General features: G+C 60.5%; 23 protein-coding genes. 14 read left to right on the top strand and 9 right to left on the bottom strand.

Annotated elements, in window-relative coordinates:
* Nucleotides 1–41: 41 nt before the first annotated feature.
* On the top strand, nucleotides 42–332 hold the full coding sequence (locus V8N38_RS10440) for a hypothetical protein (RefSeq protein ID WP_087763542.1): 291 nt from the start codon (nucleotides 42–44) through the stop codon (nucleotides 330–332).
* Nucleotides 333–361: 29 nt separating this feature from the next.
* Here V8N38_RS10440 and V8N38_RS10435 read toward each other — a convergent pair whose 3' ends face one another.
* On the bottom strand, nucleotides 362–1,264 hold the full coding sequence (locus V8N38_RS10435; RefSeq protein ID WP_084826359.1) for an HNH endonuclease: 903 nt from the start codon (nucleotides 1,262–1,264) through the stop codon (nucleotides 362–364).
* A gap of 151 nt (nucleotides 1,265–1,415) precedes the next feature.
* Nucleotides 1,416–1,979: a cell envelope integrity protein TolA gene (gene tolA / locus V8N38_RS10430; protein WP_244951330.1), complete on the bottom strand. Its 564-nt coding sequence runs from the start codon at nucleotides 1,977–1,979 to the stop codon at nucleotides 1,416–1,418.
* Nucleotides 1,980–2,216: 237 nt separating this feature from the next.
* Between tolA and V8N38_RS10425 the strand changes: the two genes are divergently transcribed.
* The 3 genes from V8N38_RS10425 to uspF all read left to right on the top strand — a co-directional run bounded on the left by V8N38_RS10425 (nucleotide 2,217) and on the right by uspF (nucleotide 3,363).
* Nucleotides 2,217–2,450 carry a YgdI/YgdR family lipoprotein gene (locus tag V8N38_RS10425; RefSeq protein WP_060440113.1) on the top strand — a complete coding sequence of 78 codons (234 nt, stop codon included), beginning with the start codon at nucleotides 2,217–2,219 and terminating at the stop codon, nucleotides 2,448–2,450.
* Between the two features lie 12 nt (nucleotides 2,451–2,462).
* Nucleotides 2,463–2,690, top strand: a complete 228-nt coding sequence (locus V8N38_RS10420; protein ID WP_038877767.1) for a YgdI/YgdR family lipoprotein — start codon at nucleotides 2,463–2,465, stop codon at nucleotides 2,688–2,690.
* 217 nt (nucleotides 2,691–2,907) lie between these two features.
* The gene (uspF, locus tag V8N38_RS10415) at nucleotides 2,908–3,363 is read left to right on the top strand and encodes a universal stress protein UspF (RefSeq protein ID WP_060419331.1); all 456 of its coding nucleotides are present in this window, start codon (nucleotides 2,908–2,910) and stop codon (nucleotides 3,361–3,363) included.
* A gap of 84 nt (nucleotides 3,364–3,447) precedes the next feature.
* On the opposite strand, the gene icd is transcribed toward uspF, so the two are convergent.
* Complete coding sequence (gene icd, locus V8N38_RS10410; protein WP_015377612.1) at nucleotides 3,448–4,701, bottom strand: NADP-dependent isocitrate dehydrogenase; 1,254 nt, start codon at nucleotides 4,699–4,701, stop codon at nucleotides 3,448–3,450.
* Nucleotides 4,702–4,832: 131 nt separating this feature from the next.
* On the opposite strand from icd, the gene rluE reads away from it, so the two are divergent.
* The 4 genes from rluE to mnmA all read left to right on the top strand — a co-directional run bounded on the left by rluE (nucleotide 4,833) and on the right by mnmA (nucleotide 7,488).
* Nucleotides 4,833–5,459: a 23S rRNA pseudouridine(2457) synthase RluE gene (rluE, locus tag V8N38_RS10405; RefSeq protein ID WP_060440156.1), complete on the top strand. Its 627-nt coding sequence runs from the start codon at nucleotides 4,833–4,835 to the stop codon at nucleotides 5,457–5,459.
* 22 nt (nucleotides 5,460–5,481) lie between these two features.
* Nucleotides 5,482–5,820, top strand: a complete 339-nt coding sequence (locus V8N38_RS10400; protein ID WP_060440157.1) for a lysozyme inhibitor LprI family protein — start codon at nucleotides 5,482–5,484, stop codon at nucleotides 5,818–5,820.
* A gap of 14 nt (nucleotides 5,821–5,834) precedes the next feature.
* Nucleotides 5,835–6,281, top strand: coding sequence for an NUDIX hydrolase (locus V8N38_RS10395; protein ID WP_025302526.1), 447 nt, complete (start codon nucleotides 5,835–5,837; stop codon nucleotides 6,279–6,281).
* A 106-nt stretch (nucleotides 6,282–6,387) separates the two neighbouring features.
* Nucleotides 6,388–7,488 carry a tRNA 2-thiouridine(34) synthase MnmA gene (gene mnmA / locus V8N38_RS10390; RefSeq protein ID WP_060440158.1) on the top strand — a complete coding sequence of 367 codons (1,101 nt, stop codon included), beginning with the start codon at nucleotides 6,388–6,390 and terminating at the stop codon, nucleotides 7,486–7,488.
* A 48-nt stretch (nucleotides 7,489–7,536) separates the two neighbouring features.
* Here the strand turns inward: mnmA and kup are convergent, their stop codons facing one another.
* Nucleotides 7,537–9,405, bottom strand: a complete 1,869-nt coding sequence (gene kup, locus V8N38_RS10385; RefSeq protein WP_147840259.1) for a low affinity potassium transporter Kup — start codon at nucleotides 9,403–9,405, stop codon at nucleotides 7,537–7,539.
* Between the two features lie 331 nt (nucleotides 9,406–9,736).
* On the opposite strand from kup, the gene hflD reads away from it, so the two are divergent.
* Together hflD and purB are read left to right on the top strand one after the other, a co-directional pair.
* On the top strand, nucleotides 9,737–10,363 hold the full coding sequence (hflD, locus tag V8N38_RS10380; protein WP_060419339.1) for a high frequency lysogenization protein HflD: 627 nt from the start codon (nucleotides 9,737–9,739) through the stop codon (nucleotides 10,361–10,363).
* Between the two features lie 22 nt (nucleotides 10,364–10,385).
* Entirely contained in the window at nucleotides 10,386–11,756 is a 1,371-nt protein-coding gene (purB, locus tag V8N38_RS10375) for an adenylosuccinate lyase (protein ID WP_033638215.1), read from the top strand.
* Nucleotides 11,757–11,804: 48 nt separating this feature from the next.
* Here purB and V8N38_RS10370 read toward each other — a convergent pair whose 3' ends face one another.
* The 3 genes from V8N38_RS10370 to V8N38_RS10360 all read right to left on the bottom strand — a co-directional run bounded on the left by V8N38_RS10370 (nucleotide 11,805) and on the right by V8N38_RS10360 (nucleotide 14,608).
* The gene (locus tag V8N38_RS10370) at nucleotides 11,805–12,509 is read right to left on the bottom strand and encodes a GNAT family N-acetyltransferase (protein WP_049273793.1); all 705 of its coding nucleotides are present in this window, start codon (nucleotides 12,507–12,509) and stop codon (nucleotides 11,805–11,807) included.
* Nucleotides 12,510–12,525: 16 nt separating this feature from the next.
* Nucleotides 12,526–12,978, bottom strand: a complete 453-nt coding sequence (locus V8N38_RS10365) for a GNAT family N-acetyltransferase (protein WP_087763548.1) — start codon at nucleotides 12,976–12,978, stop codon at nucleotides 12,526–12,528.
* Nucleotides 12,979–13,093: 115 nt separating this feature from the next.
* Nucleotides 13,094–14,608, bottom strand: a complete 1,515-nt coding sequence (locus tag V8N38_RS10360) for a PLP-dependent aminotransferase family protein (RefSeq protein ID WP_147840260.1) — start codon at nucleotides 14,606–14,608, stop codon at nucleotides 13,094–13,096.
* Nucleotides 14,609–14,742: 134 nt separating this feature from the next.
* Between V8N38_RS10360 and V8N38_RS10355 the strand changes: the two genes are divergently transcribed.
* Nucleotides 14,743–15,507 carry a GntR family transcriptional regulator gene (locus V8N38_RS10355; protein WP_147840261.1) on the top strand — a complete coding sequence of 255 codons (765 nt, stop codon included), beginning with the start codon at nucleotides 14,743–14,745 and terminating at the stop codon, nucleotides 15,505–15,507.
* Nucleotides 15,508–15,528: 21 nt separating this feature from the next.
* On the opposite strand, the gene V8N38_RS10350 is transcribed toward V8N38_RS10355, so the two are convergent.
* Nucleotides 15,529–16,548, bottom strand: a complete 1,020-nt coding sequence (locus tag V8N38_RS10350) for an ADP-ribosylglycohydrolase family protein (RefSeq protein ID WP_147840262.1) — start codon at nucleotides 16,546–16,548, stop codon at nucleotides 15,529–15,531.
* Nucleotides 16,549–16,925: 377 nt separating this feature from the next.
* Here V8N38_RS10350 and phoP point away from each other — a divergent pair, with 377 nt between their 5' ends.
* The 3 genes from phoP (at nucleotide 16,926) to V8N38_RS10335 (ending at nucleotide 20,266) form a co-directional block, all read left to right on the top strand.
* Nucleotides 16,926–17,597 (top strand): two-component system response regulator PhoP, encoded by a 672-nt coding sequence (gene phoP, locus V8N38_RS10345; protein WP_025302513.1) that lies wholly within the window; start codon nucleotides 16,926–16,928, stop codon nucleotides 17,595–17,597.
* Nucleotides 17,598–17,602: 5 nt separating this feature from the next.
* Nucleotides 17,603–19,060, top strand: a complete 1,458-nt coding sequence (gene phoQ / locus V8N38_RS10340) for a two-component system sensor histidine kinase PhoQ (protein WP_147840288.1) — start codon at nucleotides 17,603–17,605, stop codon at nucleotides 19,058–19,060.
* An 84-nt stretch (nucleotides 19,061–19,144) separates the two neighbouring features.
* Nucleotides 19,145–20,266, top strand: a complete 1,122-nt coding sequence (locus V8N38_RS10335) for a cupin domain-containing protein (RefSeq protein WP_033638200.1) — start codon at nucleotides 19,145–19,147, stop codon at nucleotides 20,264–20,266.
* Between the two features lie 41 nt (nucleotides 20,267–20,307).
* Here the strand turns inward: V8N38_RS10335 and V8N38_RS10330 are convergent, their stop codons facing one another.
* Nucleotides 20,308–21,396 carry a malate/lactate/ureidoglycolate dehydrogenase gene (locus tag V8N38_RS10330; RefSeq protein WP_084827857.1) on the bottom strand — a complete coding sequence of 363 codons (1,089 nt, stop codon included), beginning with the start codon at nucleotides 21,394–21,396 and terminating at the stop codon, nucleotides 20,308–20,310.
* Nucleotides 21,397–21,455 lie beyond the last annotated feature (59 nt).

Here is a 21,455-nt window from a genome sequence, read left to right as displayed (position 1 = left end):
GAGTTACTAGAACCCACGCCAAGGAAGGAAAGCATTTCCCGATGAGAATCCCGCAAATCTCCGCCACCCTGCTGTTTACCCTGCTGCTGACGGGCTGCCAGTTCCACAAAACCGTGTTCCCGCCGCCGTATATCGGCACCCCGCAAGAGATCAGCACCTACGAAGTGAAAGGGCTGACGTTCGTCACCACCGTCACCTTCAGCGGCCTGTTCGCCGAAGACCTGGTGCGCGAATACGCACAGAAACATCACTATCGCTACTATGTGGTAACGATGCGCAGCAACGGCTTTAAAGATCGGGCCGAGCGCGTGAGCGCGATGATGTATCGGTAGGAGCGCCGGCCCTGATTTGCAAACCTGCATCAGGGCTCTACTTCAAACCCCCATCTCGCTCGATGCCGCCGCAGGTAAGCTCTGTTCTTTTCAGACAACCCGCTAATGTTGGCGTCCAACGGGATCCTTAGCTCGCATAACAAACCGCTCATCGTCCGTGAATACAGCAAACGTCCATCATCGGCAAAACTGATCATGCCGCGATCGAACAGCTTGTCCAGATTGGGGATTAACGGCAGACCATTGTGCGGATCCACTTTTTCTTCTGAGGTCGCAATCGACCAGGCAACGATGTGAGAGGCAATGAGAATAGACGGCTCCGCAATCCCCGTGACGGCGCACCGGTTTCCCCACCGCTTAAACATTTTATCGCGATAGGGGCCATGCCCAATCCGCGCCTGAATCACCGTTGCTTGCTCACCACCGATCTCTTTGGTGATTTCGACGGTATCCGCATGGAAGTTGATAGAGAGATTTTCCGAGATAAAACTGGCGATCAACGCGGCTGCCGGTGCGGGGATCTCGCACATATAGTTTTCGGTGCATCCGCCTGTCTTATTAAAAACGCGCGGAAGGCAAGTCGGGTTGTGCATGCGCATGAACGCCTGATTAAAAAGGGAAACATCAATAGGTAGTTCAAGACGCGTCAGTTCCAAATCGACTTGGGTACCCGCAATATGCCGCGGTCCCGCGACCCGATGCTCAGGCCGCGGTGCAGAGTAAGCATCGCGTACCGCTGTCGCCACGCCGATAATCTTCCTACCCTTGTGGCAAAAAATCAGGTCACCCTCTTTGACTTTTTTGACCGTTTCCCACCCGGCAGGCTTAAACATGTGCCCAGTCTTATTTATTCCATATTGCGGCGCCCACAGAAATTCGCCCTTCAAAACTTCCGCGACGCTGCCACCGATGTTGACCCAGAAAAAACGCATTGCCACTCTTTTATAATCAGGGGTTTTAACGTTTATCGTCACCATTCATCAATGGCTTTAGTGATTTTCACCCATTAACGCAGAGTGACGGCAATAAAAAATCCCGGCCTTGACCGGGATAGCGTTGCACAGAAACAGCGTTGCTTATTCACTACGGGCGAAATTCCAACGTGATAATTTGGAACGCATTATGGACCTCTGCCGTTGGCGGCTTAGGCAGACGCGCATCGGCAACCGCCTTCATGGCGGCACGGCAAAGATCCGGATCGCCACCTTCAGTTCGAACACCGACTGGCATGCCGTCCGGCGCCAGCGTGATACGCAATGTACAGCGTTGGCCTGAGTAAGTGGCGGCGTCTTTTAAATGGCGTTGAATCTCAGCTTGCACCTGAGTCATGTAATGTAATTTCTCTTTTCCCGGCGCCGGCGTCTTTGGGTCGCCAAGGTTGGCGAAAAGATCATCGACCTCTTTATTCGCCGTATCGTTTTGGCTGGGGGCAGTACTCTTGGCACACCCCGTTAACGTCAGCGCGGTCATCGCCGCCAATAGTATCGCGATGCCGGTTTTGTAGCCTGAATGCGTTATTTTCATATCCCTGTCCTTATGGATGATTATCAGCCGAATCAACGTTGTATTCAAAAAGATCCCCGGTGAATACTTATACAGAATTAACACCCAACCACCAGAGACATTGTTAGCATCAAGCATCGGCATGCGGAGTATCTTGGGCCGATGATGACATGAAGCCATAGCGCCCTCGCCGGGCAGTACGTCTGCGAACTTTGACCTATCGATAACGTTGTTATCCGAGCGATCAATCACCCCATCAATAAATTAAGAAATTCTTAATTTTTTATCGCATTAAAAGCGTTTCAACGCTAACAATCTGGAGATTCTGCCTATACTTACTTTCCTGCTATTAAATTCATTTAAGTAACCAGGATGGTAAGTATGAAAAGTAAACGACTCTTTGCCGCGCTTCTTACTGCGACTACGGTGATGTTCATAGCGGGCTGCGCTTCCAATCAGGCGATCAAAACAACGGATGGCAAGACCATTGTCACCGACGGCAAGCCTCAGGTCGATAATGATACCGGGTTAGTCTCCTATCGAAATGCAGAAACGGGCAAAACGGAACAGATCAATCGAGATCAGATTGCAAACATGAGTGAGTTGGATAACTAAAAGGAGCTACAAATGAAAAAAACGCTTGTTCTTCCCGCGATCGCCCTGGTTGCCATCGCCGCACTGTCAGGCTGCACACGCACCAGCTACGCCATCCATACCCACGACGGTCGAACGCTCATCAGTGACGGCAAGCCGAAAGAAACCGCTGCCGGGTTGATCGGTTATACCGACGCCAATGGCGTTAAACAGCAAATCAACAAGACGGAAGTCAAAGAGGTTTCAGAGATCCCTCATTAAGATTTCGATAACCTTAGCCAGCTAAAACCAAGGGAGCCAATGGCTCCCTTTCTACTCAAAAAAACCGGCGTGCTTGCGTGAATTTAACGATAACGCCGATAAACACCTGACATTTAGCGCCAACGTTCTCAGGTTTGCCATAGGGATCTCTCCTTTCCCTGCATCAAGCAGCTATAATCCAAAAAGTGGAGTTTTTTGATAACGATAAGGAGGGAGTATGTATAAAACTATCTTGGTTCCCGTGGATATTACCGAGCCGGAATTAACACAGCAGGTCATCCCGCATGTCAACGCGCTCGCCAGGCTCGAAGACTCCCACGTCCATTTCCTGGCGGTGATCCCGTCGCGCGCCACCTACGCCGCTTTCGGCTTTGCCGCCACGGCGGCGATAGAAACCAAAGACGAAACCATTGCGCTAGCGACCGAGGGGCTGGCAAAAGCGGCAAAACAATTCAGCGTGCCTGAAGATAGAGTGACCACGCACGTTGCCGTCGGCGATCCTAAAGATCAGATCCTGGAACTCGCTGATGCGCTTAACGCGGAGATTATCGTGATGGGTTCCAACCGCCCTTCTGCGATCACTTACCTCCTCGGCTCCAATGCCACCGCCGTCGTCCGCCACGCCAATTGCCCGGTGCTGGTCGTACGTGAATCGGCTAACGCCGCTCGCTGAGCCTGTCCGATACCTCACTCATATTTGAACAATAAAAAAACGGGAGCCCTAAGGCTCCCGCTCTCATTCAAGCGCTGAACACACTTACATGTGTTTAACGATAGCGTCGCCAAACTCTGAGCATTTCAGCAGCTTAGCGCCTTCCATCAGGCGTTCGAAGTCATAGGTCACGGTCTTGGCAGCGATGGCGCCTTCCATGCCCTTAACGATCAGGTCAGCCGCTTCGAACCAGCCCATGTGGCGCAGCATCATCTCTGCAGACAGGATGATGGAGCCTGGGTTCACTTTGTCCTGGCCGGCGTACTTCGGCGCAGTACCGTGAGTCGCTTCGAACAGCGCGCAGTCGGAGCCGATGTTGGCGCCCGGCGCGATGCCGATGCCGCCGACCTGGGCCGCCAGGGCGTCGGAGATGTAGTCGCCGTTCAGGTTCATACAGGCGATTACGTCGTATTCCGCCGGGCGCAGCAGGATCTGCTGCAGGAAGGCGTCGGCGATCACGTCTTTAACCACGATCTCTTTGCCGGTGTTCGGGTTCTTGATCTTCAGCCATGGGCCGCCGTCGATCAGCTCGCCGCCGAACTCTTCGCGCGCCAGCTCATAGCCCCAATCCTTGAAGGCACCTTCGGTGAACTTCATGATGTTGCCTTTGTGAACCAGGGTCACAGAGTCACGGTCGTTGGTGATGGCGTATTCGATCGCCGCACGCACCAGACGCTTGGTCCCTTCTTCGGAGCATGGCTTCACGCCGATACCGCATTGCTCTGGGAAGCGGATTTTCTTCACGCCCATTTCGTCGCGCAGGAATTTGATCACTTTGTCCGCTTCGGCGGAGCCGGCTTTCCACTCGATGCCGGCGTAGATGTCTTCGGCGTTTTCGCGGAAGATCACCATGTCGGTCAGCTCAGGCTGTTTCACCGGGCTTGGGGTGCCCTGGTAGTAACGCACCGGGCGCAGGCACACGTACAGGTCCAGCTGCTGGCGCAGGGCCACGTTCAGAGAACGGATGCCGCCGCCGACCGGGGTGGTCAGGGGGCCTTTGATGGCGACGCGGTAGTCGCGGATCAGGTCCAGAGTTTCGTCCGGCAGCCACACGTCTTTACCGTAAACGTGGGTAGATTTTTCGCCGGTGTAGATTTCCATCCAGGAGATTTTACGTTCGCCGTGGTAAGCCTTTTTAACGGCCGCATCAACCACGTGGATCATGGCAGGAGTCACGTCAACGCCGATGCCGTCGCCTTCGATGAACGGGATGATCGGGTTATGAGGAACAACCAGTTTACCCTGGGCGTCAACCGTGATTTTTTTACCTTCTGCCGGAACAACTACTTTGCTTTCCATCAACCTCTCCTTCAAGCGCAATTTTGTTAATGCTTTGTAAGATGCGTGTAGATACTACTTGAATATTCGGTCCGCGCCAATCCGAAACGGATTCGGTTATAATGCGCTTATCATCCGTAATCTCAACTGTTATGAAAAAATTCTCTGTTAGAAATCACAACGTTAAACGATTCAGCAAGCCGAATGCCGCCAAACCTGCCGCGCCGAAAGGGCCGCGCCGAATTGTGTTATTCAACAAGCCCTTCGACGTGTTGCCGCAGTTCACCGACGAAGCCGGCCGCGCCACGCTGAAAGCGTACATCCCCTTCCCCGACGTTTACGCCGCCGGGCGCCTGGATCGCGACAGTGAAGGGCTGCTGGTGCTGACCAACGACGGCCAGCTGCAGGCGCAGCTCACCCAGCCGGGGAAGCGCACCGGCAAAATCTATTATGTGCAGGTCGAGGGCGCGCCGCAGGAGAGCGATCTGGCGCCATTGCGCAGCGGCGTTACGCTGAAAGACGGCCCCACGCTGCCCGCCGGGGTGGAGCTGGTGGCCGAACCGCAGTGGCTGTGGCCGCGCAACCCACCGATCCGCGAACGTAAATCCATCCCCACCAGCTGGCTGAAAATCACCCTGTATGAAGGGCGAAACCGCCAGGTGCGTCGCATGACGGCGCATATCGGGTTCCCTACCCTGCGCCTGATTCGCTACAGTATGGGTAATCTTTCGCTGGGTTCACTGCAGCCTGGTGAATGGAAAAGCATCGATTCCCTGTAGACCGATAACTGATGGAGGCGCCATGAAATACACGCCGATCGCGCTGCTGCTCGCCGCTCTGGCGGCCCCGTTCGCCACCCAGGCCGCCAGCTTCGACTGCGCCAAGGCGGCAAACCGCGATGAGCAAGCCATCTGCGCCAACCGCACGCTGAACGATCTGGACGTGCAAATGGCTACCAAGTACCAATTCCTGCGCGGCCTGTTCGCCATGGGCGCGCGCGGCGCGATGCAGGACAGCCAGCAGGCCTGGCTGACAAAACGCCAGCGGTGCGGCGGCGATACCGCCTGCCTGCTGCAAAGCTACCGCACCCGCATCGCCGAGCTGGACGACATCTACCGACGTATCGACAAACCGCTGTAAGGAAAGGAGAGCGCATGTTCAAACCGCACGTCACCGTGGCCTGCGTAGTGCACGCCGCCGGCAAATTTTTGGTGGTCGAAGAGACCATCAACGGCAAAGCGCTGTGGAATCAGCCGGCCGGCCACCTGGAGGCCGACGAGACGCTGGTGCAGGCCGCCGAACGCGAGCTGTGGGAAGAGACCGGCATCCGCGCCACGCCGCAGGCGTTCCTGCGCCTGCACCAGTGGATCGCGCCGGATCGCACGCCGTTCCTGCGTTTTTGCTTCGTTATCGAGCTGGAACAGCCGCTGCCGACCGAGCCGCACGACAGCGACATCGATCGCTGTCTGTGGCTGAGCGCCGACGAGATTCTGCAGGCGCCCAACCTGCGTTCCGCGCTGGTGGCGGAGAGCATTCGCAGCTACCAGCAGCCGGAGCGCTACCCGCTGTCGCTGGTCGGCAGCTTCGCCTGGCCGTTTTAAGGGCGCCGGGCAGCACAAGATGAACAGTGCGCCGGCGCGGCCAACGTGGTAAAATCCTGCGCTTGTTTTTATCAGCACGGTTCGTGTTCAAGTTCGTGAGATCCCCATGTCAGACAACAGCCAGAAAAAAGTAATCGTCGGTATGTCCGGCGGCGTCGACTCTTCCGTTACCGCCTATCTGTTACAGCAACAGGGCTATCAGGTCGCTGGGCTGTTCATGAAGAACTGGGAAGAAGACGACGACGAAGAGTACTGCTCCGCCGCGACCGATCTGGCCGACGCGCAAGCGGTCTGCGACAAGCTGGGCATCGAACTGCACACGGTGAACTTTGCGGCGGAATACTGGGACAACGTGTTTGAGCTGTTCCTGGAAGAGTACAAGGCCGGCCGCACGCCGAACCCGGACATCCTGTGCAATAAAGAGATCAAATTCAAAGCCTTCCTGGAGTTCGCCGCCGAAGATCTGGGGGCCGATTTTATCGCCACCGGCCACTACGTGCGCCGCCAGGACGTGGACGGCAAGAGCCGCCTGCTGCGCGGCGTCGACGGCAACAAAGATCAGAGCTACTTCCTCTACACCCTGAGCCACGAGCAGGTGGCGCAAAGCCTGTTCCCGGTCGGGGAGCTCGAGAAGCCGGAGGTGCGCCGCATCGCCGAGCAGCTGGAGCTGGTCACCGCCAAGAAGAAAGATTCTACCGGCATCTGCTTTATCGGCGAACGCAAGTTCCGCGATTTCCTCGGCCGCTACCTGCCGGCCCAGCCGGGCCCGATCGTCAGCGTTGACGGCCAGACCGTCGGCGAACACCAGGGCCTGATGTATCACACCCTGGGCCAACGCAAAGGGCTGGGCATCGGCGGCATGAAAGACAGCAGCGAAGATCCGTGGTACGTGGTCGATAAAGACGTGGCCAACAACGTGCTGGTCGTCGCGCAGGGGCACGATCACCCGCGCCTGATGTCCGTCGGCCTTATCGCGCAGCAGCTGCACTGGGTGGATCGCCTGCCGCTGAGCGGCCCGTTCCGCTGCACGGTGAAGACCCGCTATCGCCAGCAGGATATCCCTTGCACCGTGACCCCGCTCGACGATGAACGCATCGAAGTGCGTTTCGACGAACCGGTCTCCGCCGTCACCCCCGGCCAGTCGGCGGTGTTCTACCAGGGCGAAATCTGCCTCGGCGGCGGCATCATCGAACAGCGCCTGGCGTAACTGCCCGGCAAAAGAAAAACGCTGCGTTTACCGCAGCGTTTTTTTTATTCAGAACTCCACCTGCGCCCCCAGCTCGATCACCCGGTTTGGCGGGATTTCGAACAGGTCCGGCGCCCGTAGCGCGTTGCGCTGCAACAGCTGGAACACCTTGCCGCGAATGCGCAAATACCAGGGCCGCTTGCCCAGCACCAGCGTATCGCGCGACATGAAGAACGAGGTCTCGTTCATGGTGAAGCTCATCCCTTCCAGCCCACAACGGTACAGAATGTCCGTCACGTTGGGCGTTTCGCGCCAGCCGTAGCTCGCCACCACCCGCCAAAAGCTCGCCGACAGCTGTTCGATCGCCACCCGCTGCACGTTGTGCACGTACGGCATGTCGGTGGTGACGATGGTCAGCAGCACCACGCGCTCATGCAGCACCTTGTTGTGCTTCAGGTTGTGCAACAGCACCAGCGGCACCGCGTGCGGCGTGCGCTCCATAAACACGGCGGTGCCCGGCACCCGCTTCGGTGGCGCCTTCTCCAGCGACTCGATCAGCGCGGTCAGCCCCTCCTGATTGTCGCGCAGCCGGCGGATCAGGCGCGAACGCTCGGTCTTCCAGGTCAGCATGATCAGCAGAATGGTCAGCCCGAGCGCCACCGGCAGCCAGCCGCCGGTCGCCAGTTTGATCAGGTTGGCGCCGAACAGCGGCACGTCGATGCACAGCATGATAACCAGCATCAGCCCGCCCAGATAGCGCGGCCAGCCCCAGTTTTTCACCGCCACGATGCTCAGCAAAATCGACGACAGCAGCATGGTGCCGGTCACCACGATGCCGTAAGCCGAGGCCAGGTTGCTGGAGTGTTTGAAGCTGATGATCACGATCAGCACCGCCGCGAACAGCAGCCAGTTCACCACCGGAATGTAAATCTGCCCGGACTCCTGATCGGAGGTATAAATGATGCGCATCGGCGGCAGGTAGCCCAGCCGCACCGCCTGACGCGTCAGCGAGAACACGCCGGAGATCACCGCCTGCGAGGCGATGACCGTCGCCAGCGTGGCGATCACCAGCAACGGGATCAGCGCCCAGGTCGGTGCCAGCAGGAAGAACGGGTTGTTGATCGCCGCCGGGTTGGCCAGCAGCAGCGCCCCCTGGCCGAAGTAGTTCAGCACCAGCGACGGCGCCACCAGCGTAAACCACGCCAGGCGGATCGGTTTTTTACCGAAGTGGCCCATATCGGCGTACAGCGCTTCGGCGCCGGTCACCGACAGCACCACCATGCCCAGCGCAAAGAACGATACTGCCTTGTACTCGAGGAAAAAATTCACCGCCCAGTAAGGGTTCAACGCCCGCAGCACGCCGGGGTGATGCAAAATGCCGCCGATGCCCAGCAGCGCCAGCGTCAGGAACCAGATCACCATCGCCGGCGCGAACAGCTTGCCGACGCTGCCGGTGCCGTGTTTTTGGATCGCAAACAGCGCGGTCAGCACCAGCAGCGAGAGCGGCACGATAAAGCGGTCCAGCTCGGGGGCGATAATCTGCAGCCCCTCGATGGCCGAGAGCACCGAAATGGCCGGGGTGATCACCCCGTCGCCATAAAAGAAGCTGCCGCCCACCAGCCCGATCAGCACCGCCGCCGGCACCCAGCGCGAATCCAGGTTGCGGATCGCCAGCGACATCAGCGTCAGGATCCCCCCCTCGCCGTCGTTGTCGGCGCGCATCACGAAACAAATGTATTTAATTGACACCACCAGCGTCAGCAGCCAGAAGATCAGCGACAGAAAACCGTAGATCGAGGCCGGCGTCATGGTGATGCCCTCCTCTGCCGTCAGGCATTCGCGCAGGGTGTACAGCGGGCTGGTGCCGATATCGCCGTACACCACGCCGATGGCCGCCAGCGTCACCGCCGGCAGCGGCTGCTTGTTTTTTACGTGCATATAAAGGTCTTTATTTGAGGGCTCACGTTGGCAGTATAGATGCAGCCGCCGCACTTTATTTGCCGCCGCAACAATATGTTCGCGTCGCCACGCCGGCGATTTTCGCCGCCTATTTGCACAGTTCTGCGCCGCACGGCGCCTCCGCCTCGTTATGGGCGTATTAGACGCTGGGTTTACCCTCGATTTTGTGGCATGATCCGCGGCATTCGTTGTCATCGTTGTTACAGCCACGCCCGATCGTTCTCGTTCGCGGCCGCCGCCGTTACCCTGGCGATACACACAACCTTATGCAGTAAGCCATGTACCGTTCACCGCGTTTACAGGAGTCATCGTGGCGAAGAATTATTATGACATCACGCTGGCCATGGCAGGTATCAGCCAGGCGGCGCGTTTGGTTCAGCAGTTGGCCCATGAAGGGCAATGCAACCGCGAAGCCTTTCAAACCTCGCTGAAAAGCCTGCTGCAGATGGACCCGCCCTCCACGCTGGCGGTGTTCGGCGGTGAAGAACGCAATTTGCTGGTCGGCCTCGAAACCCTGATGGGCGTGCTTAACGCCAACAACAAAGGGCCGGGTGCGGAACTGACCCGCTACACCATCAGCCTGATGGTGCTGGAGCGCAAGCTCAACGCCAACAAACAGGCGATGAACACGCTCGGCGAACGCCTCGGCCAGCTCGAGCGCCAGCTGGCGCACTTCGATCTTGAGTCGGACACCATCATCAGCGCGCTGGCCGGCATTTACGTCGACGTGGTCAGCCCGCTCGGGCCGCGCATCCAGGTGACCGGCTCGCCGGCAATCTTGCAGAACCCGCAGGTGCAGGCCAAGGTTCGCGCCACGCTGCTGGCCGGCATTCGCGCCGCCGTGCTGTGGCAACAGGTCGGCGGCAGCCGCCTGCAGTTAATGTTTTCCCGTAATCGTCTGTTCAAGCAGGCGCAAAATATCGTTGCTCATTGTTAATCGATCCCAGGAGTTGCTACCGATGGAATTATCCTCACTGACCGCCGTTTCCCCCGTTGATGGACGCTACGGTGATAAAGTCAGCGCACTGCGCCCCATTTTCAGCGAATACGGTCTGCTGAAATTCCGCGTACAGGTTGAAGTACGTTGGCTGCAAAAACTGGCGGCCTGCGCAGAAATCAAGGAAGTTCCCGCTTTTGACGCCGACGCAAACGCTTTCCTCGACAAAATCGTCGCGGAATTCAATGAAGAAGACGCTCAGCGCATCAAAACCATCGAGCGCACCACCAACCACGACGTGAAAGCGGTCGAGTATTTCCTGAAGGAAAAAGTGGCGGCGGTGCCTGCGCTGCACGCGGTGTCCGAGTTCATCCACTTCGCCTGCACCTCTGAAGACATCAACAACCTGTCGCACGCGTTGATGCTGCAAAGCGCCCGTCAGGACGTGGTGCTGCCTTACTGGCGCAAGATCATCGACGCGCTGAAAGGGTTGGCGCTGGAATACCGCGATATCCCGCTGCTGTCGCGCACCCACGGCCAGCCGGCGACCCCGTCGACCGTCGGCAAAGAGTTCGCCAACGTGGCTTACCGCATGGAGCGCCAGTACCGTCAGCTGGAGCGCGTGGAGATCATGGGTAAAATCAACGGCGCGGTCGGCAACTACAACGCCCACATCGTCGCTTACCCGGAAGTGGACTGGCACCAGTTCAGCGAGGCGTTCGTGACCTCGCTCGGCATCACCTGGAACCCGTACACCACCCAGATCGAGCCGCATGACTACATCGCCGAGCTGTTCGACTGCGTAGCGCGTTTCAACACCATCCTGATCGACTTCGACCGCGACATCTGGGGCTACATCGCCCTGAACCACTTCAAGCAGAAGACCATCGCCGGCGAAATCGGCTCTTCCACCATGCCGCACAAGGTCAACCCGATCGACTTCGAAAACTCCGAAGGCAACCTGGGCCTGGCCAACGCCGTGTTGGGCCACCTGGCGGGTAAACTGCCGGTGTCCCGCTGGCAGCGCGACCTGACCGACTCCACCGTGCTGCGTAACCTGGGCGTGGGCCTGGGCTACGCGCTGATCGCCTATCAGGCTACCCTGAAAGGCATCAGCAAGCTGGAAGTGAACCAGGCGCACCTGCTGGACGAACTGGATCACAACTGGGAAGTGCTGGCCGAGCCGATCCAGACCGTGATGCGCCGCTACGGCATCGAGAAGCCATACGAGAAGCTGAAAGAGCTGACCCGCGGCAAACGCGTGGATGCCGCCGGCATGCAGGCGTTCATCGATGGCCTGGCGCTGCCGGAAGAAGAGAAAACCCGTCTGAAGGCGATGACCCCGGCCAACTACATCGGCCGCGCCACCACCATGGTCGACGAGCTGAAGTAAGCGCTTTAGCCCGATAAAAAGGCGGCCCCTGGGCCGCCTTTTTGCTTATCATTCGCCGCGCAACACCTGTAGCCTGGCTATCTGCCGCCCCTGCGCATCGAAGTTGTCCGCGCTCAGCCAGCGCGCCAGCGCCTGCCGCACCGCCGGCCAACGGTCAGCGGTGATGGCGAACCAGTCGGTATCCCGGCTGCGCCCCTTGACGATCACCGCAAAGCGGAAGTTACCCTCGTAGCGAAAACCGAAGCGCAGCGCGGCCTGGCGCGACGGCGCGTTATGGCTGTCGCACTTCCACTCGCAGCGGCGGTAGCCCAGCGTGTCGAAGGCGTAGCGCAGCAGCAGCGCGATGGCTTCGGTGGCGCTGGAGCGCTGTTTCATCAACGGCGACCAGCTGACGTGGCCGATCTCCAGCACGCCGTTGGCCTCGTCGATGCGCATCAGCGCCACCGTGCCCACCGGCGCGTCGCTGGCGGCGTCAAACACCGTCAGATTGACCAGCGCCGGGTTGGCCTGCAGCGTCTCCAGATGTTGCAGCATCGCCGCCGGCGTATCGGGCCGTTCGATAGACAGATAGGTCCAGTCGCGGCCGTCCGGCGCCAGTTGAAACGCCTCGAACAGCGCGGCGTAATCCCGCTGCGGCTCGAGCGGTGCCAGCGAGCAGAAACGCCCGCCGAGCGTCGCGCCCCCCGGGCGGCGAGCCGGCTGCCAATCCGGCATCGGTTCCCCGACCGGCTGACCATAACGATTCATTGCCATAAACGCCCTCCTGCGATTAACGGGAATAAACGATAAACGAGCTTCTTCTGCCGATTTTGTCGTACAGCGAGCGCGCCGGCGCGTTGTACTCCTGGGTCATCCAGTAGACCCGATCGCTGCCGCGCGTCTCTGCCAATCGGTATGCCTGTTCGAACAGCTTTTCCGACACCTTGTGGCCGCGCGCCTGCGGCGACACATAGAGATCTTCGATATAACAATAGCCGACCGCGCTCCAGGTGGACGGGTGGAACACCAGGTTCATCAGCCCCAGCAGCCGGCCCTCGGCATCCTCTGCCACCAGCCCGTACACCTGTTCATCCTGCCCCAGGCGTTCGAAGGTGCGATCGGTCACCTGCGGCGCCACGTCGGCGCGGTAAAAATCGAGATAGCCCTGCCACAGCGCCAGCCATTGCGCTTTGTCGTCGCCATTGATTCTGCGGATAGTCACTTCAGGGTTGGGTAGGTTCATAGCGCCTCACGGAGTAAGATATTATTTCCATTAGGGAAATAATCGGATAGCGGCAGAATACATCGCACGGCGGCGGTGCAATACGGACCAATTCAAAACGCAGAGCAGACCAATTTTAGCCGTCGCTTGCCACCGGCAGCGCGCTGAACACCTGCGCCAGCGTCGTGATAAAGCGCACGATCTCATCCGGCGTATAGGCCGAGAAGCCGAGCACCAACGCCCCGCGCTGCGGCGTGCCGGTGTAGAAGTCCGCCAGGCCGTACAGCCGAATCCCCCGCTCGGCGGCCGCCGCCACCAGCCGCCGCTCCGTCGCCGCATCCGCCAACGGGCAAACCAGCTGCAGCCCGCCCTGCGGCAGCGCCGGACGCGTCCAGGCCGCCAGGTGACGATGCACCGCGTCGTACAGCGCGTCCAGCCGCGCCTTGTACAGCGTGCGCATATTACGCAGATGCTCGGCGTAGCCGCCCTCGTGCAGGAAGTGGAACAGCGTCATCTGCGCCAGCGCCGACGTGTAGCCGTCCTGAAACTGCCTGGCGGCGACCAATGGCCGCACCAACTGCGGCGGCGCGATCATGAAACCGATGCGCAGCCCCGGAAACAGCGTCTTGCTGAAGGTGCCGAGGTACAGCGTGCGTGCGCCGCCGTCCAACCCCTGCAGCGCCGCCTTGGTTTGCCGGTCGTAGTTGAACTCGGCGTCGTAATCGTCTTCGATGATCCAGGCTCGCTGCCGCTGCGCCCACTGCAACAGCGCCAGCCGCCGATCGAGGCTCAGCGAATACCCCAGCGGATAGTGATGGGACGGCGTGATGTAAACGCCCCGTCCGCCGCCCGAGGCCTGCATCAGCTGCCCGACATCCAGCCCCTGCTCGTCGATGCCGATCGGCCGCGCCTGCAGCCCCGCCGACTGCACCAGCTTTTTCGCCCCCTGGTAACCCGGCTCTTCGACGAACACCGCATCGCCGGGATCGAACAGCACCTGGGTACATAGCGCCAGCGCCTGCTGAGAGCTGGTCACCACGATCACCTGCTCCGCCGTCGCCTTGACGCCCCGCTCCCGCTGCAAGTAATGCGCGATCTCCGCACGCAGCTCCGGCAACCCTTGCGGATCGGCATACCCCAACAGCCGCTCGCCGTGCTGCCGCAGCGCCTGTTTCTCCCGCTGCAGCCACTGGTCGATGGGAAACGCCCGCAGATCCGCCAGCGAAGGCGTCAGCGAAGCCTGGCGGCTGGTGTGCGGCGTATGGCTGACCGCCAGCAGCGCCCGGCCGCGGTCGCTCAGCTCGCGCTCCGCCAGCCGCGCCTCTTGCCCCGTCGCCGTCGCCAGCAGTTCGCGGCCGAGCAACGTGTCGCAGCGATAGCGCACAAAGCTGCCGCACCCCACCGTTCGGCTGATGAACCCTTCCGCCTCCAGCCGAGCGTAGGTCTGTTCCACCGTGTCGCGCGCCACCGCCAGCCGGGCCGCCAACGCACGGCTTGGCGGCAGCTTCGTCCGCCAGGGCAGTTCTCCGGCGGCAATCAGCTGCAACAGGGCCTGATGCAGCGCCGAACGCCGGGTCAGGCCTTGCCGGCGCTGCTGCGCGAAGGCGGACAGGATCGCCGCGTCGTCCGCGTGTCGTGGGGTGTCGCTCATGGGGGATATTTCTCCTGGCTCTGGGGGCCGACGCACTACTCTACCTCATTTCGCTCCGGCGGCGGCAGTTGCGCTGCCCGGCGAAATCCCCTTAAATAAGCCATCGCATTGCGGCTACAGGACTTCCGTCGGCTATGAGCAAGGAGACCAACCAGCGTCTGCTGGACAAACTGCAGCAGGATCTGGCCAGCGCGGGCGCGATGCCGCTGTATTTGCGCTTCAACGCCTCGGTACGCCAGGCCATCGAGCAAGGGTTGCTGAATTCGGGGGATTTTCTGCCCAGCGAACGCCTGTTCACCGAACGGCTCGGCATCTCGCGCATCACGGTGCGCAAAGCGCTGGCCTGCCTCGAGCAGGACGGCATCATCGGCCGCTCGCGCGGTTACGGCACCTTTATTCAACCGCAACGGCCCGAGCCGAAGCTGTTCTATTCATTGGCGGACGTCAAAGGATTCTCGCGCGAGGTGATACAGCAAGGGCGCCGGCCGGACACGCAATGGATCAGCCGCGAACGGATGCCCGCCGGCGCTGAACTGGCTGAAAAGCTCCAGCTGGCGGCCGGTACGCCGATCTACAAACTCAAACGCATTCACTTGATCGATCGGCGGCCAATGTCGGTGGCGGTGTCCTACGTGGTGGTGACGGCAATTGCCAACGTCGACGAGATCGGCATTTCGCTGTACGACTACTTCCGGCGCAATAAGGTCGAGATGGGATCGCTGCGCAGCCAGGTCAGCGCGGCGATGGCCAACGACGATATCCGTCAGGCGCTGCGGCTCTCGGAGCCGATGCCGCTGTTGATCGTGCGCCAGACGCTGTTTGACCACCATAAAAAGCCGATCGAATACAGCGAAAGCTTCTGCCGCAGCGACATGTATGAATTTACCAGCGAAAGCTGATCCGTTGCGTCACGCGGTCGCTTACGCCTCGCCCTGTCGGCGGCGACGAAAACGCGCGAACGCCTGAACGTAAGCCTCGATATCCAGCGGATTCATCCGTTTTAACTCCGCCAGCAATCCGGGTTCGATCGCTTCTGCGCCGTGCAGCGCGCCGCAAATCGCGGTGGCCATCGCGCCGATGGTGTCTGTGTCGCCGCCTAGGTTGGCGCACAGCACGGCGCACCGGGTAGGATCGGTTTGCGCCAGCTGCACCATCGCCAGCGCCGCAGGCACCGACTCGATGGTGCTCACCCCAGCGCCGATCAGCTGATACACCCGTTCGGAGGCCTGCTCGGTGTCGGTGGCTTCATCCACCACCTGAAACGCCAGTTCGATGCGCGCCGCCAGCGAAGGGCTGAACGTCGTCTCCTGCCGGCGCTGGGCATACTCCGCCACCTCCGGCAACGCCAGGCGAATCGAGGCCCAGTCCGCCCCCTCCACCGCCCGCGCGACGACCCAGGCGATCGCCACGGCACCGGCGACGGCGATGTCGGATTTGTGCGTCGGGCTGGAAGCCAGCCACACCTGCTGGCAAAAATCTTCCAGCGGCGCGGAAGGCAGCACGCAGCCCAAAGGCGAAATGCGCATCGCCGCACCGTTGGTGATGCCGTTGTTTTCCAACTCGGCGATCGGCGTGCCCGCTTTCTGCTCGCTCAGCGCCAGTTTGGAACTGGGGCCGAGAATGTTCTTGTTGAAGGCGTCAAAACCGTCCACCCAGCGGATCACGTTGCGAGCAATCAGTTCCGGCACCACCTCGCCTTCCGCCTCCAACAGCGCGTCGGCCAACGCCAATGCCATCGCGGTATCGTCGGTATATTGCCCGGCCTTGAAGTAGCAGGCGGCGGTGTTCTCCTTCGGCCCATCGAGAAAGCCGTCTATCCAGCCGAAGTGGCGCTTAACCCGCTCGCGCGGCCACAGCTCGGAAGGCATGCCGAGCGCGTCGCCCAGCATCTGTCCGTAAAGTGCGCCCGCTATGCGTTCTGCCTGGGTTAACTGCTTCATCCGTCGCTCCTGAAAAGTGTGCCGATACATCCATAATACCTTATTAGTACCTTTAAAGCTTTTCAAGCGGTCCGGTTCACCCTTCCGCCTGCCGGCAATGCCCACCGCGTTTAAGGTGCGTTTAACGTTGCCCCGCCGCTGTTTATCCGACGTTTATCAGAGCTTGCCGATAATGTCGGCGAACAAATTGATAACGCTTATTTTAATACATTGCTTCGGCTCTCTTGCGGGCCGAGCGGGTTATACCTACCATAACCTCAGCATTTTTTGCCAAAATGGTTCAGGTGGCCGCGTTATCCCCTGACACGCCGCAGAGCGTGTTCCCTTTTATCGCGTGGGTGACAGGACGTTCACCCGCACAGTCACAGGAGTTCGCCATGCGAGTACTGGTTGTTGAAGATAATGGTTTGCTGCGCCACCACCTTTCCGTTCAGATGCGCGAGATGGGCCATCAGGTCGACGCGGCCGAAGACGCCAAGGAAGCCGATTACTTCCTGCAGGAACACGCGCCGGATATCGCCATCGTCGATCTCGGCCTGCCGGGCGAAGACGGCCTGAGCCTGATCCGCCGCTGGCGCGCACACCAGACCAAGCTGCCGATCCTGGTGCTGACCGCCCGTGAAAGCTGGCAGGACAAAGTGGCGGTGCTGGAAGCCGGCGCCGACGACTATGTCACCAAGCCGTTCCACCTGGAAGAAGTGATCGCCCGCATGCAGGCGCTGATGCGCCGCAACAGCGGCCTGGCTTCGCAGGTGATCGTGCTGCCGCCGTTCCAGATCGATCTGTCGCGCCGCGAACTGAGCGTTAACGATCGGCAAATCAAACTGACCGCTTTTGAATACACCATCATCGAGACCCTGATCCGCAACGCCGGCAAGGTGGTGAGCAAGGATTCGTTGATGCTGCAACTCTACCCGGACGCCGAACTGCGCGAAAGCCACACCATCGACGTGCTGATGGGCCGCTTGCGTAAAAAGGTGCAGGCGGAATACCCGCATGAAGTGATCACCACGGTACGTGGCCAGGGCTATCGTTTTGACGCGAAGTGAACATGATGTTCAACAAGAATAAAAAACCGTTTTCGCTGCGCGCCCGCTTCCTGATGGCGACCGCCGGGGTGATCCTGGCGCTGTCGCTCTCTTACGGTTTGGTGGCGGTCGTCGGCTACATCGTCAGCTTCGACAAGACCGCCTTCCGCCTGCTGCGCGGCGAGAGCAACCTGTTCTTCAGCCTGGCGCAGTGGAAAGACAACAAGCTCACCATCGCCATTCCCCCCGATATCGATCTCAACTTCCCGACGCTGGTGTTTATCTACGACGATAAAGGCAACCTGCTGTGGAGCCAGCGCAAAGTGCCGGAGCTGGAGAAACTGATCAACAAGGAGTGGCTGGAGGAGTCCGGCTTCTACGAAATCGACACCGACACCCGCGTCAGTAGCGAAGTGCTGGGGGACAACCCCAAAGCGCAAAACCAGCTGAAAGATTACGACGATACCGATCAGAACGCGCTGACCCACTCGGTGGCGGTCAACACCTATGCCGCCACGCCTCGGCTGCCGGCGCTGACCATCGTGGTGGTCGACAGCATTCCGCAGGAGCTGCAGCGATCCGACGTGGTGTGGGAGTGGTTCAGCTACGTGCTGTTGGCCAACCTGCTGCTGGTGGTGCCGCTGCTGTGGCTGGCGGCCTACTGGAGCCTGCGGCCGATCAAGGCGCTGGTCACTCAGGTGGGCGAGCTGGAGAACGGCGAGCGCGATCAGCTCGACGAAAATCCGCCCAGTGAACTGCGCGGGCTGGTGCGCAATCTGAACATTCTGGTGCGCAACGAGCGCCAGCGTTACACCAAGTATCGCACCACCCTGTCGGATCTGACCCACAGCCTGAAAACGCCGCTGGCGGTGCTGCAAAGTACCCTGCGTTCGCTGCGCAGCGGCAAACAGACCACCATCGAAGAAGCCGAGCCGATCATGCTGGATCAGATCGGCCGCATCTCGCAGCAGATCGGTTATTACCTGCACCGGGCCAGCATCAACTCCGGCCAGACGGTGCTGACGCGCGAGATCCACTCGGTGCCGGCGCTGCTCGACAGCCTGGTGGTGGCGCTGAACAAGGTTTATCAGCGCAAAGGGGTGGTGATCACGCTGGACATCTCGCCGGAGGTGACCTTTATGGGCGAGAAGAACGACTTTATGGAAGTGATGGGCAACGTGTTGGAAAACGCCTGCAAATACTGCCTGGAGTTCGTTGAGATCACCTCGCTGCACTCCGAGAAAAACCTCACCATCGTTATCGACGACGACGGCCCGGGGATCCCGGCAAGCAAGCGCCAGCTGATCTTCCAGCGCGGCCAGCGGGTGGATACCCTGCGCCCCGGCCAGGGTCTCGGCCTGTCGGTGGCGGCGGAGATCATTGAGCAGTACGACGGCGAAATCGTCATCAGCGACAGTCCGCTCGGCGGCGCGCGCATGCAGGTCACCTTCGCCCGCCAGCACGACACCCACCACAACGAGTAAATTATGCCTCTGCGGCCCCGATCCACGGGGCCAAACTTCCGTTATAATCGCACACAGGCTCACTCCTCTCCCCTGGAATAGAACATGGATTATCAATTAGACCTGGACTGGAACGATTTTTTGCAACGTTATTGGCAAAAGCGTCCGGTGATTCTGAAGCGCGGCTTCAAAAACTTTATCGATCCGATCTCCCCGGATGAGCTGGCCGGGCTGGCGATGGAAAACGAAGTGGACAGCCGCCTGGTCAGCCACCAGGACGGCCGTTGGCAGGTCGCGCACGGCCCCTTCGAGAGCTTCGACCACCTGAGCGAAAACAACTGGTCGCTGCTGGTGCAGGCGGTGGACCACTGGCATGAGCCTTCCGCCGCGCTGATGCGCCCGTTCCGCCAACTGCCGGACTGGCGGATGGATGACCTGATGATCTCCTTCTCGGTGCCGGGCGGCGGCGTCGGCCCGCACCTCGATCAGTACGACGTGTTCATCATTCAGGGCACCGGCCGCCGCCGCTGGCGCGTCGGGGAAAAAACGCCGCTGAAACAGCACTGCCCGCACCCGGATCTGCTGCAGGTCGAACCGTTCGACGCCATCATCGACGAAGAGATGGAACCGGGCGACATTCTCTATATTCCGCCGGGCTTCCCGCATGAAGGCTACGCGCTGGAAAACGCGCTCAACTACTCGGTGGGCTTCCGCGCGCCGAACGGCCGCGAGCTGGTGAGCGGCTTCGCCGACTACGTGCTGGCGCGCGAGCTCGGCAGCAAGCGCTACGGCGATCCGGACGTTAAACTGCGCGAACACCCGGCGGAGATCCTGCCGCAGGAAGTGGACGCCTTACGGCAGATGATGCTGGATCTGGTGCAACAGCCGGAACACTTCCAGCACTGGTTCGGCGAGTTCATCTCCCAGTCGCGCCACGAGCTGGATCTGGCGCCGCCGGAGCCACCGTATCAGGCCGGGGAAATCTACGAGCTGCTGCAACAGGGTGAAGCGCTGCAGCGCTTGGGTGGGTTGCGCGTGCTGCGCGTCGGCGATCGCTGCTTCGTCAACGGCGAGCTGATCGACACCGACCAGCTGCAGGCCGCAGACGCCCTGTGCCAAAACTTTAGCGTCGATGCCGCCCTGCTCGGCGACGCGGTAGACGACCCGTCGTTCCTGGCGCTGCTGACCGCGCTGGTCAACAGCGGGTATTGGTACTTTAACGACTGATTGCCTTCACGCGAACAAGCCACCCTGCCGGGTGGCTTTTTTTATGCCTGCCGCGCCTGCGCGCGATAATCCGCCAGTTCCCCCGCCGCCATGCCCGCCTGCTCCGCCGCAGCACAAATCTGCCGCCAGGTATTGGCATCGATCGGGATGCCCTGCTCCAGCCGCGCAGCGCGGTTGGCCTCTTCCCACTCTCCCGGGACGGCGATCGGCTGTTCGCCGCTCGGCGGCGAAGCTTTCACCCAGCCGATAAAGGCTTCGGCTTCGGCCTGCATTTGCGGGGCGTCGAAGGCCTGAGGATCGAGGATCAGGGTCGTCATGCAGTTGAAGATGGCGTCGCTGTCGGCTTTCAGCGTGGCGTCGTGGGTGGTGCGGCCGCCGGAGAGCGCGCCGCCGAGGATTTCGCACATCGCCGCCAGCGCATAGCCTTTGTGCAAGCCGAACGGCAGCAGCGAACCGAACGGCGCTTCGTGCATCACTTTCGGTTCGGTGGTCGGCTGCCCGTGTTCGTCGATCAGATAGCCCGGCGCCACCGACAGCCCTTTGTTATAGGCCACCCGGGTCTTGCCGAAGGCGATACCGCTGGTGGCAAAATCCAACAGCAGCGGCGTGCGGCCCGGCCGCGGGAAAATGGCGCAGAACGGGTTGGTGCCGAAGCGACGATCGCTGCCGCCGAACGGCGCCACCATCGGATCGCCCACCACGTTGACGAAGTGAATCGAAATGAAACCGGCGCGAGCGCACTGCTCCGCCCAATGGCCGATACGGCCGATATGGTGCGCGTTGTGCAGCGCCACCGCCGCCAGGCCCAGCTTGCCGGCGCGTTCAATGCCCAGCGCCATCGCTTCGCTGGCCACCACCTGACCGAAGCCGCGCGCACCGTCGAGCGTCAGCACCGCGCCGGCGTCGCGCACCACCTCAGCATGCTGATTGAGCTGCAATTGCCCCTGCGCCAACGACGCCATGTAGCTGGGGATCATGCCGACGCCGTGCGAGTCGTGCCCGGCCAGATTGGCCTGCACCAAATGATCGGCCACCAGCTCGGCTTCACGCGCCGTGCTGCCGGCCTGGCGCCAAATCGCCTGAACGAACTGCGCCAAATGCGGGCTGGCGATACGGTATTCGGTGCTCATCATGCGGTCCTTATGCGTGGGGAATAGGCTTCCACACTATGAGCAACGCCTTGTTACGG

The organism is Serratia nevei (assembly GCF_037948395.1).
Classification (GTDB): Bacteria; Pseudomonadota; Gammaproteobacteria; order Enterobacterales; family Enterobacteriaceae; genus Serratia; species Serratia nevei.
The sequence above is the reverse complement of the archived record's forward strand: the minus strand, read 5'-3'. Positions and strand labels throughout refer to the sequence as shown.

Bases quoted from the DNA above. Each gene is read 5' to 3' on its own strand.
- V8N38_RS10335 (WP_033638200.1), top strand. From the start codon at position 19,145: ATGGATTATCAATTAGACCTGGACTGGAACGATTTTTTGCAACGTTAT.
- purB (WP_033638215.1), top strand. From the start codon at position 10,386: ATGGAATTATCCTCACTGACCGCCGTTTCCCCCGTTGATGGACGCTAC.
- mnmA (WP_060440158.1), top strand. From the start codon at position 6,388: ATGTCAGACAACAGCCAGAAAAAAGTAATCGTCGGTATGTCCGGCGGC.
- V8N38_RS10420 (WP_038877767.1), top strand. From the start codon at position 2,463: ATGAAAAAAACGCTTGTTCTTCCCGCGATCGCCCTGGTTGCCATCGCC.
- V8N38_RS10350 (WP_147840262.1), bottom strand. From the start codon at position 16,548: ATGAAGCAGTTAACCCAGGCAGAACGCATAGCGGGCGCACTTTACGGA.
- V8N38_RS10330 (WP_084827857.1), bottom strand. From the start codon at position 21,396: ATGAGCACCGAATACCGTATCGCCAGCCCGCATTTGGCGCAGTTCGTT.
- V8N38_RS10360 (WP_147840260.1), bottom strand. From the start codon at position 14,608: ATGAGCGACACCCCACGACACGCGGACGACGCGGCGATCCTGTCCGCC.
- icd (WP_015377612.1), bottom strand. From the start codon at position 4,701: ATGGAAAGCAAAGTAGTTGTTCCGGCAGAAGGTAAAAAAATCACGGTT.
- V8N38_RS10435 (WP_084826359.1), bottom strand. From the start codon at position 1,264: ATGCGTTTTTTCTGGGTCAACATCGGTGGCAGCGTCGCGGAAGTTTTG.
- V8N38_RS10355 (WP_147840261.1), top strand. From the start codon at position 14,743: ATGAGCAAGGAGACCAACCAGCGTCTGCTGGACAAACTGCAGCAGGAT.
- V8N38_RS10425 (WP_060440113.1), top strand. From the start codon at position 2,217: ATGAAAAGTAAACGACTCTTTGCCGCGCTTCTTACTGCGACTACGGTG.
- V8N38_RS10365 (WP_087763548.1), bottom strand. From the start codon at position 12,978: ATGAACCTACCCAACCCTGAAGTGACTATCCGCAGAATCAATGGCGAC.
- V8N38_RS10395 (WP_025302526.1), top strand. From the start codon at position 5,835: ATGTTCAAACCGCACGTCACCGTGGCCTGCGTAGTGCACGCCGCCGGC.
- V8N38_RS10440 (WP_087763542.1), top strand. From the start codon at position 42: ATGAGAATCCCGCAAATCTCCGCCACCCTGCTGTTTACCCTGCTGCTG.
- V8N38_RS10400 (WP_060440157.1), top strand. From the start codon at position 5,482: ATGAAATACACGCCGATCGCGCTGCTGCTCGCCGCTCTGGCGGCCCCG.
- kup (WP_147840259.1), bottom strand. From the start codon at position 9,405: ATGCACGTAAAAAACAAGCAGCCGCTGCCGGCGGTGACGCTGGCGGCC.
- rluE (WP_060440156.1), top strand. From the start codon at position 4,833: ATGAAAAAATTCTCTGTTAGAAATCACAACGTTAAACGATTCAGCAAG.
- phoQ (WP_147840288.1), top strand. From the start codon at position 17,603: ATGTTCAACAAGAATAAAAAACCGTTTTCGCTGCGCGCCCGCTTCCTG.
- V8N38_RS10370 (WP_049273793.1), bottom strand. From the start codon at position 12,509: ATGGCAATGAATCGTTATGGTCAGCCGGTCGGGGAACCGATGCCGGAT.
- phoP (WP_025302513.1), top strand. From the start codon at position 16,926: ATGCGAGTACTGGTTGTTGAAGATAATGGTTTGCTGCGCCACCACCTT.
- uspF (WP_060419331.1), top strand. From the start codon at position 2,908: ATGTATAAAACTATCTTGGTTCCCGTGGATATTACCGAGCCGGAATTA.
- tolA (WP_244951330.1), bottom strand. From the start codon at position 1,979: ATGCCGATGCTTGATGCTAACAATGTCTCTGGTGGTTGGGTGTTAATT.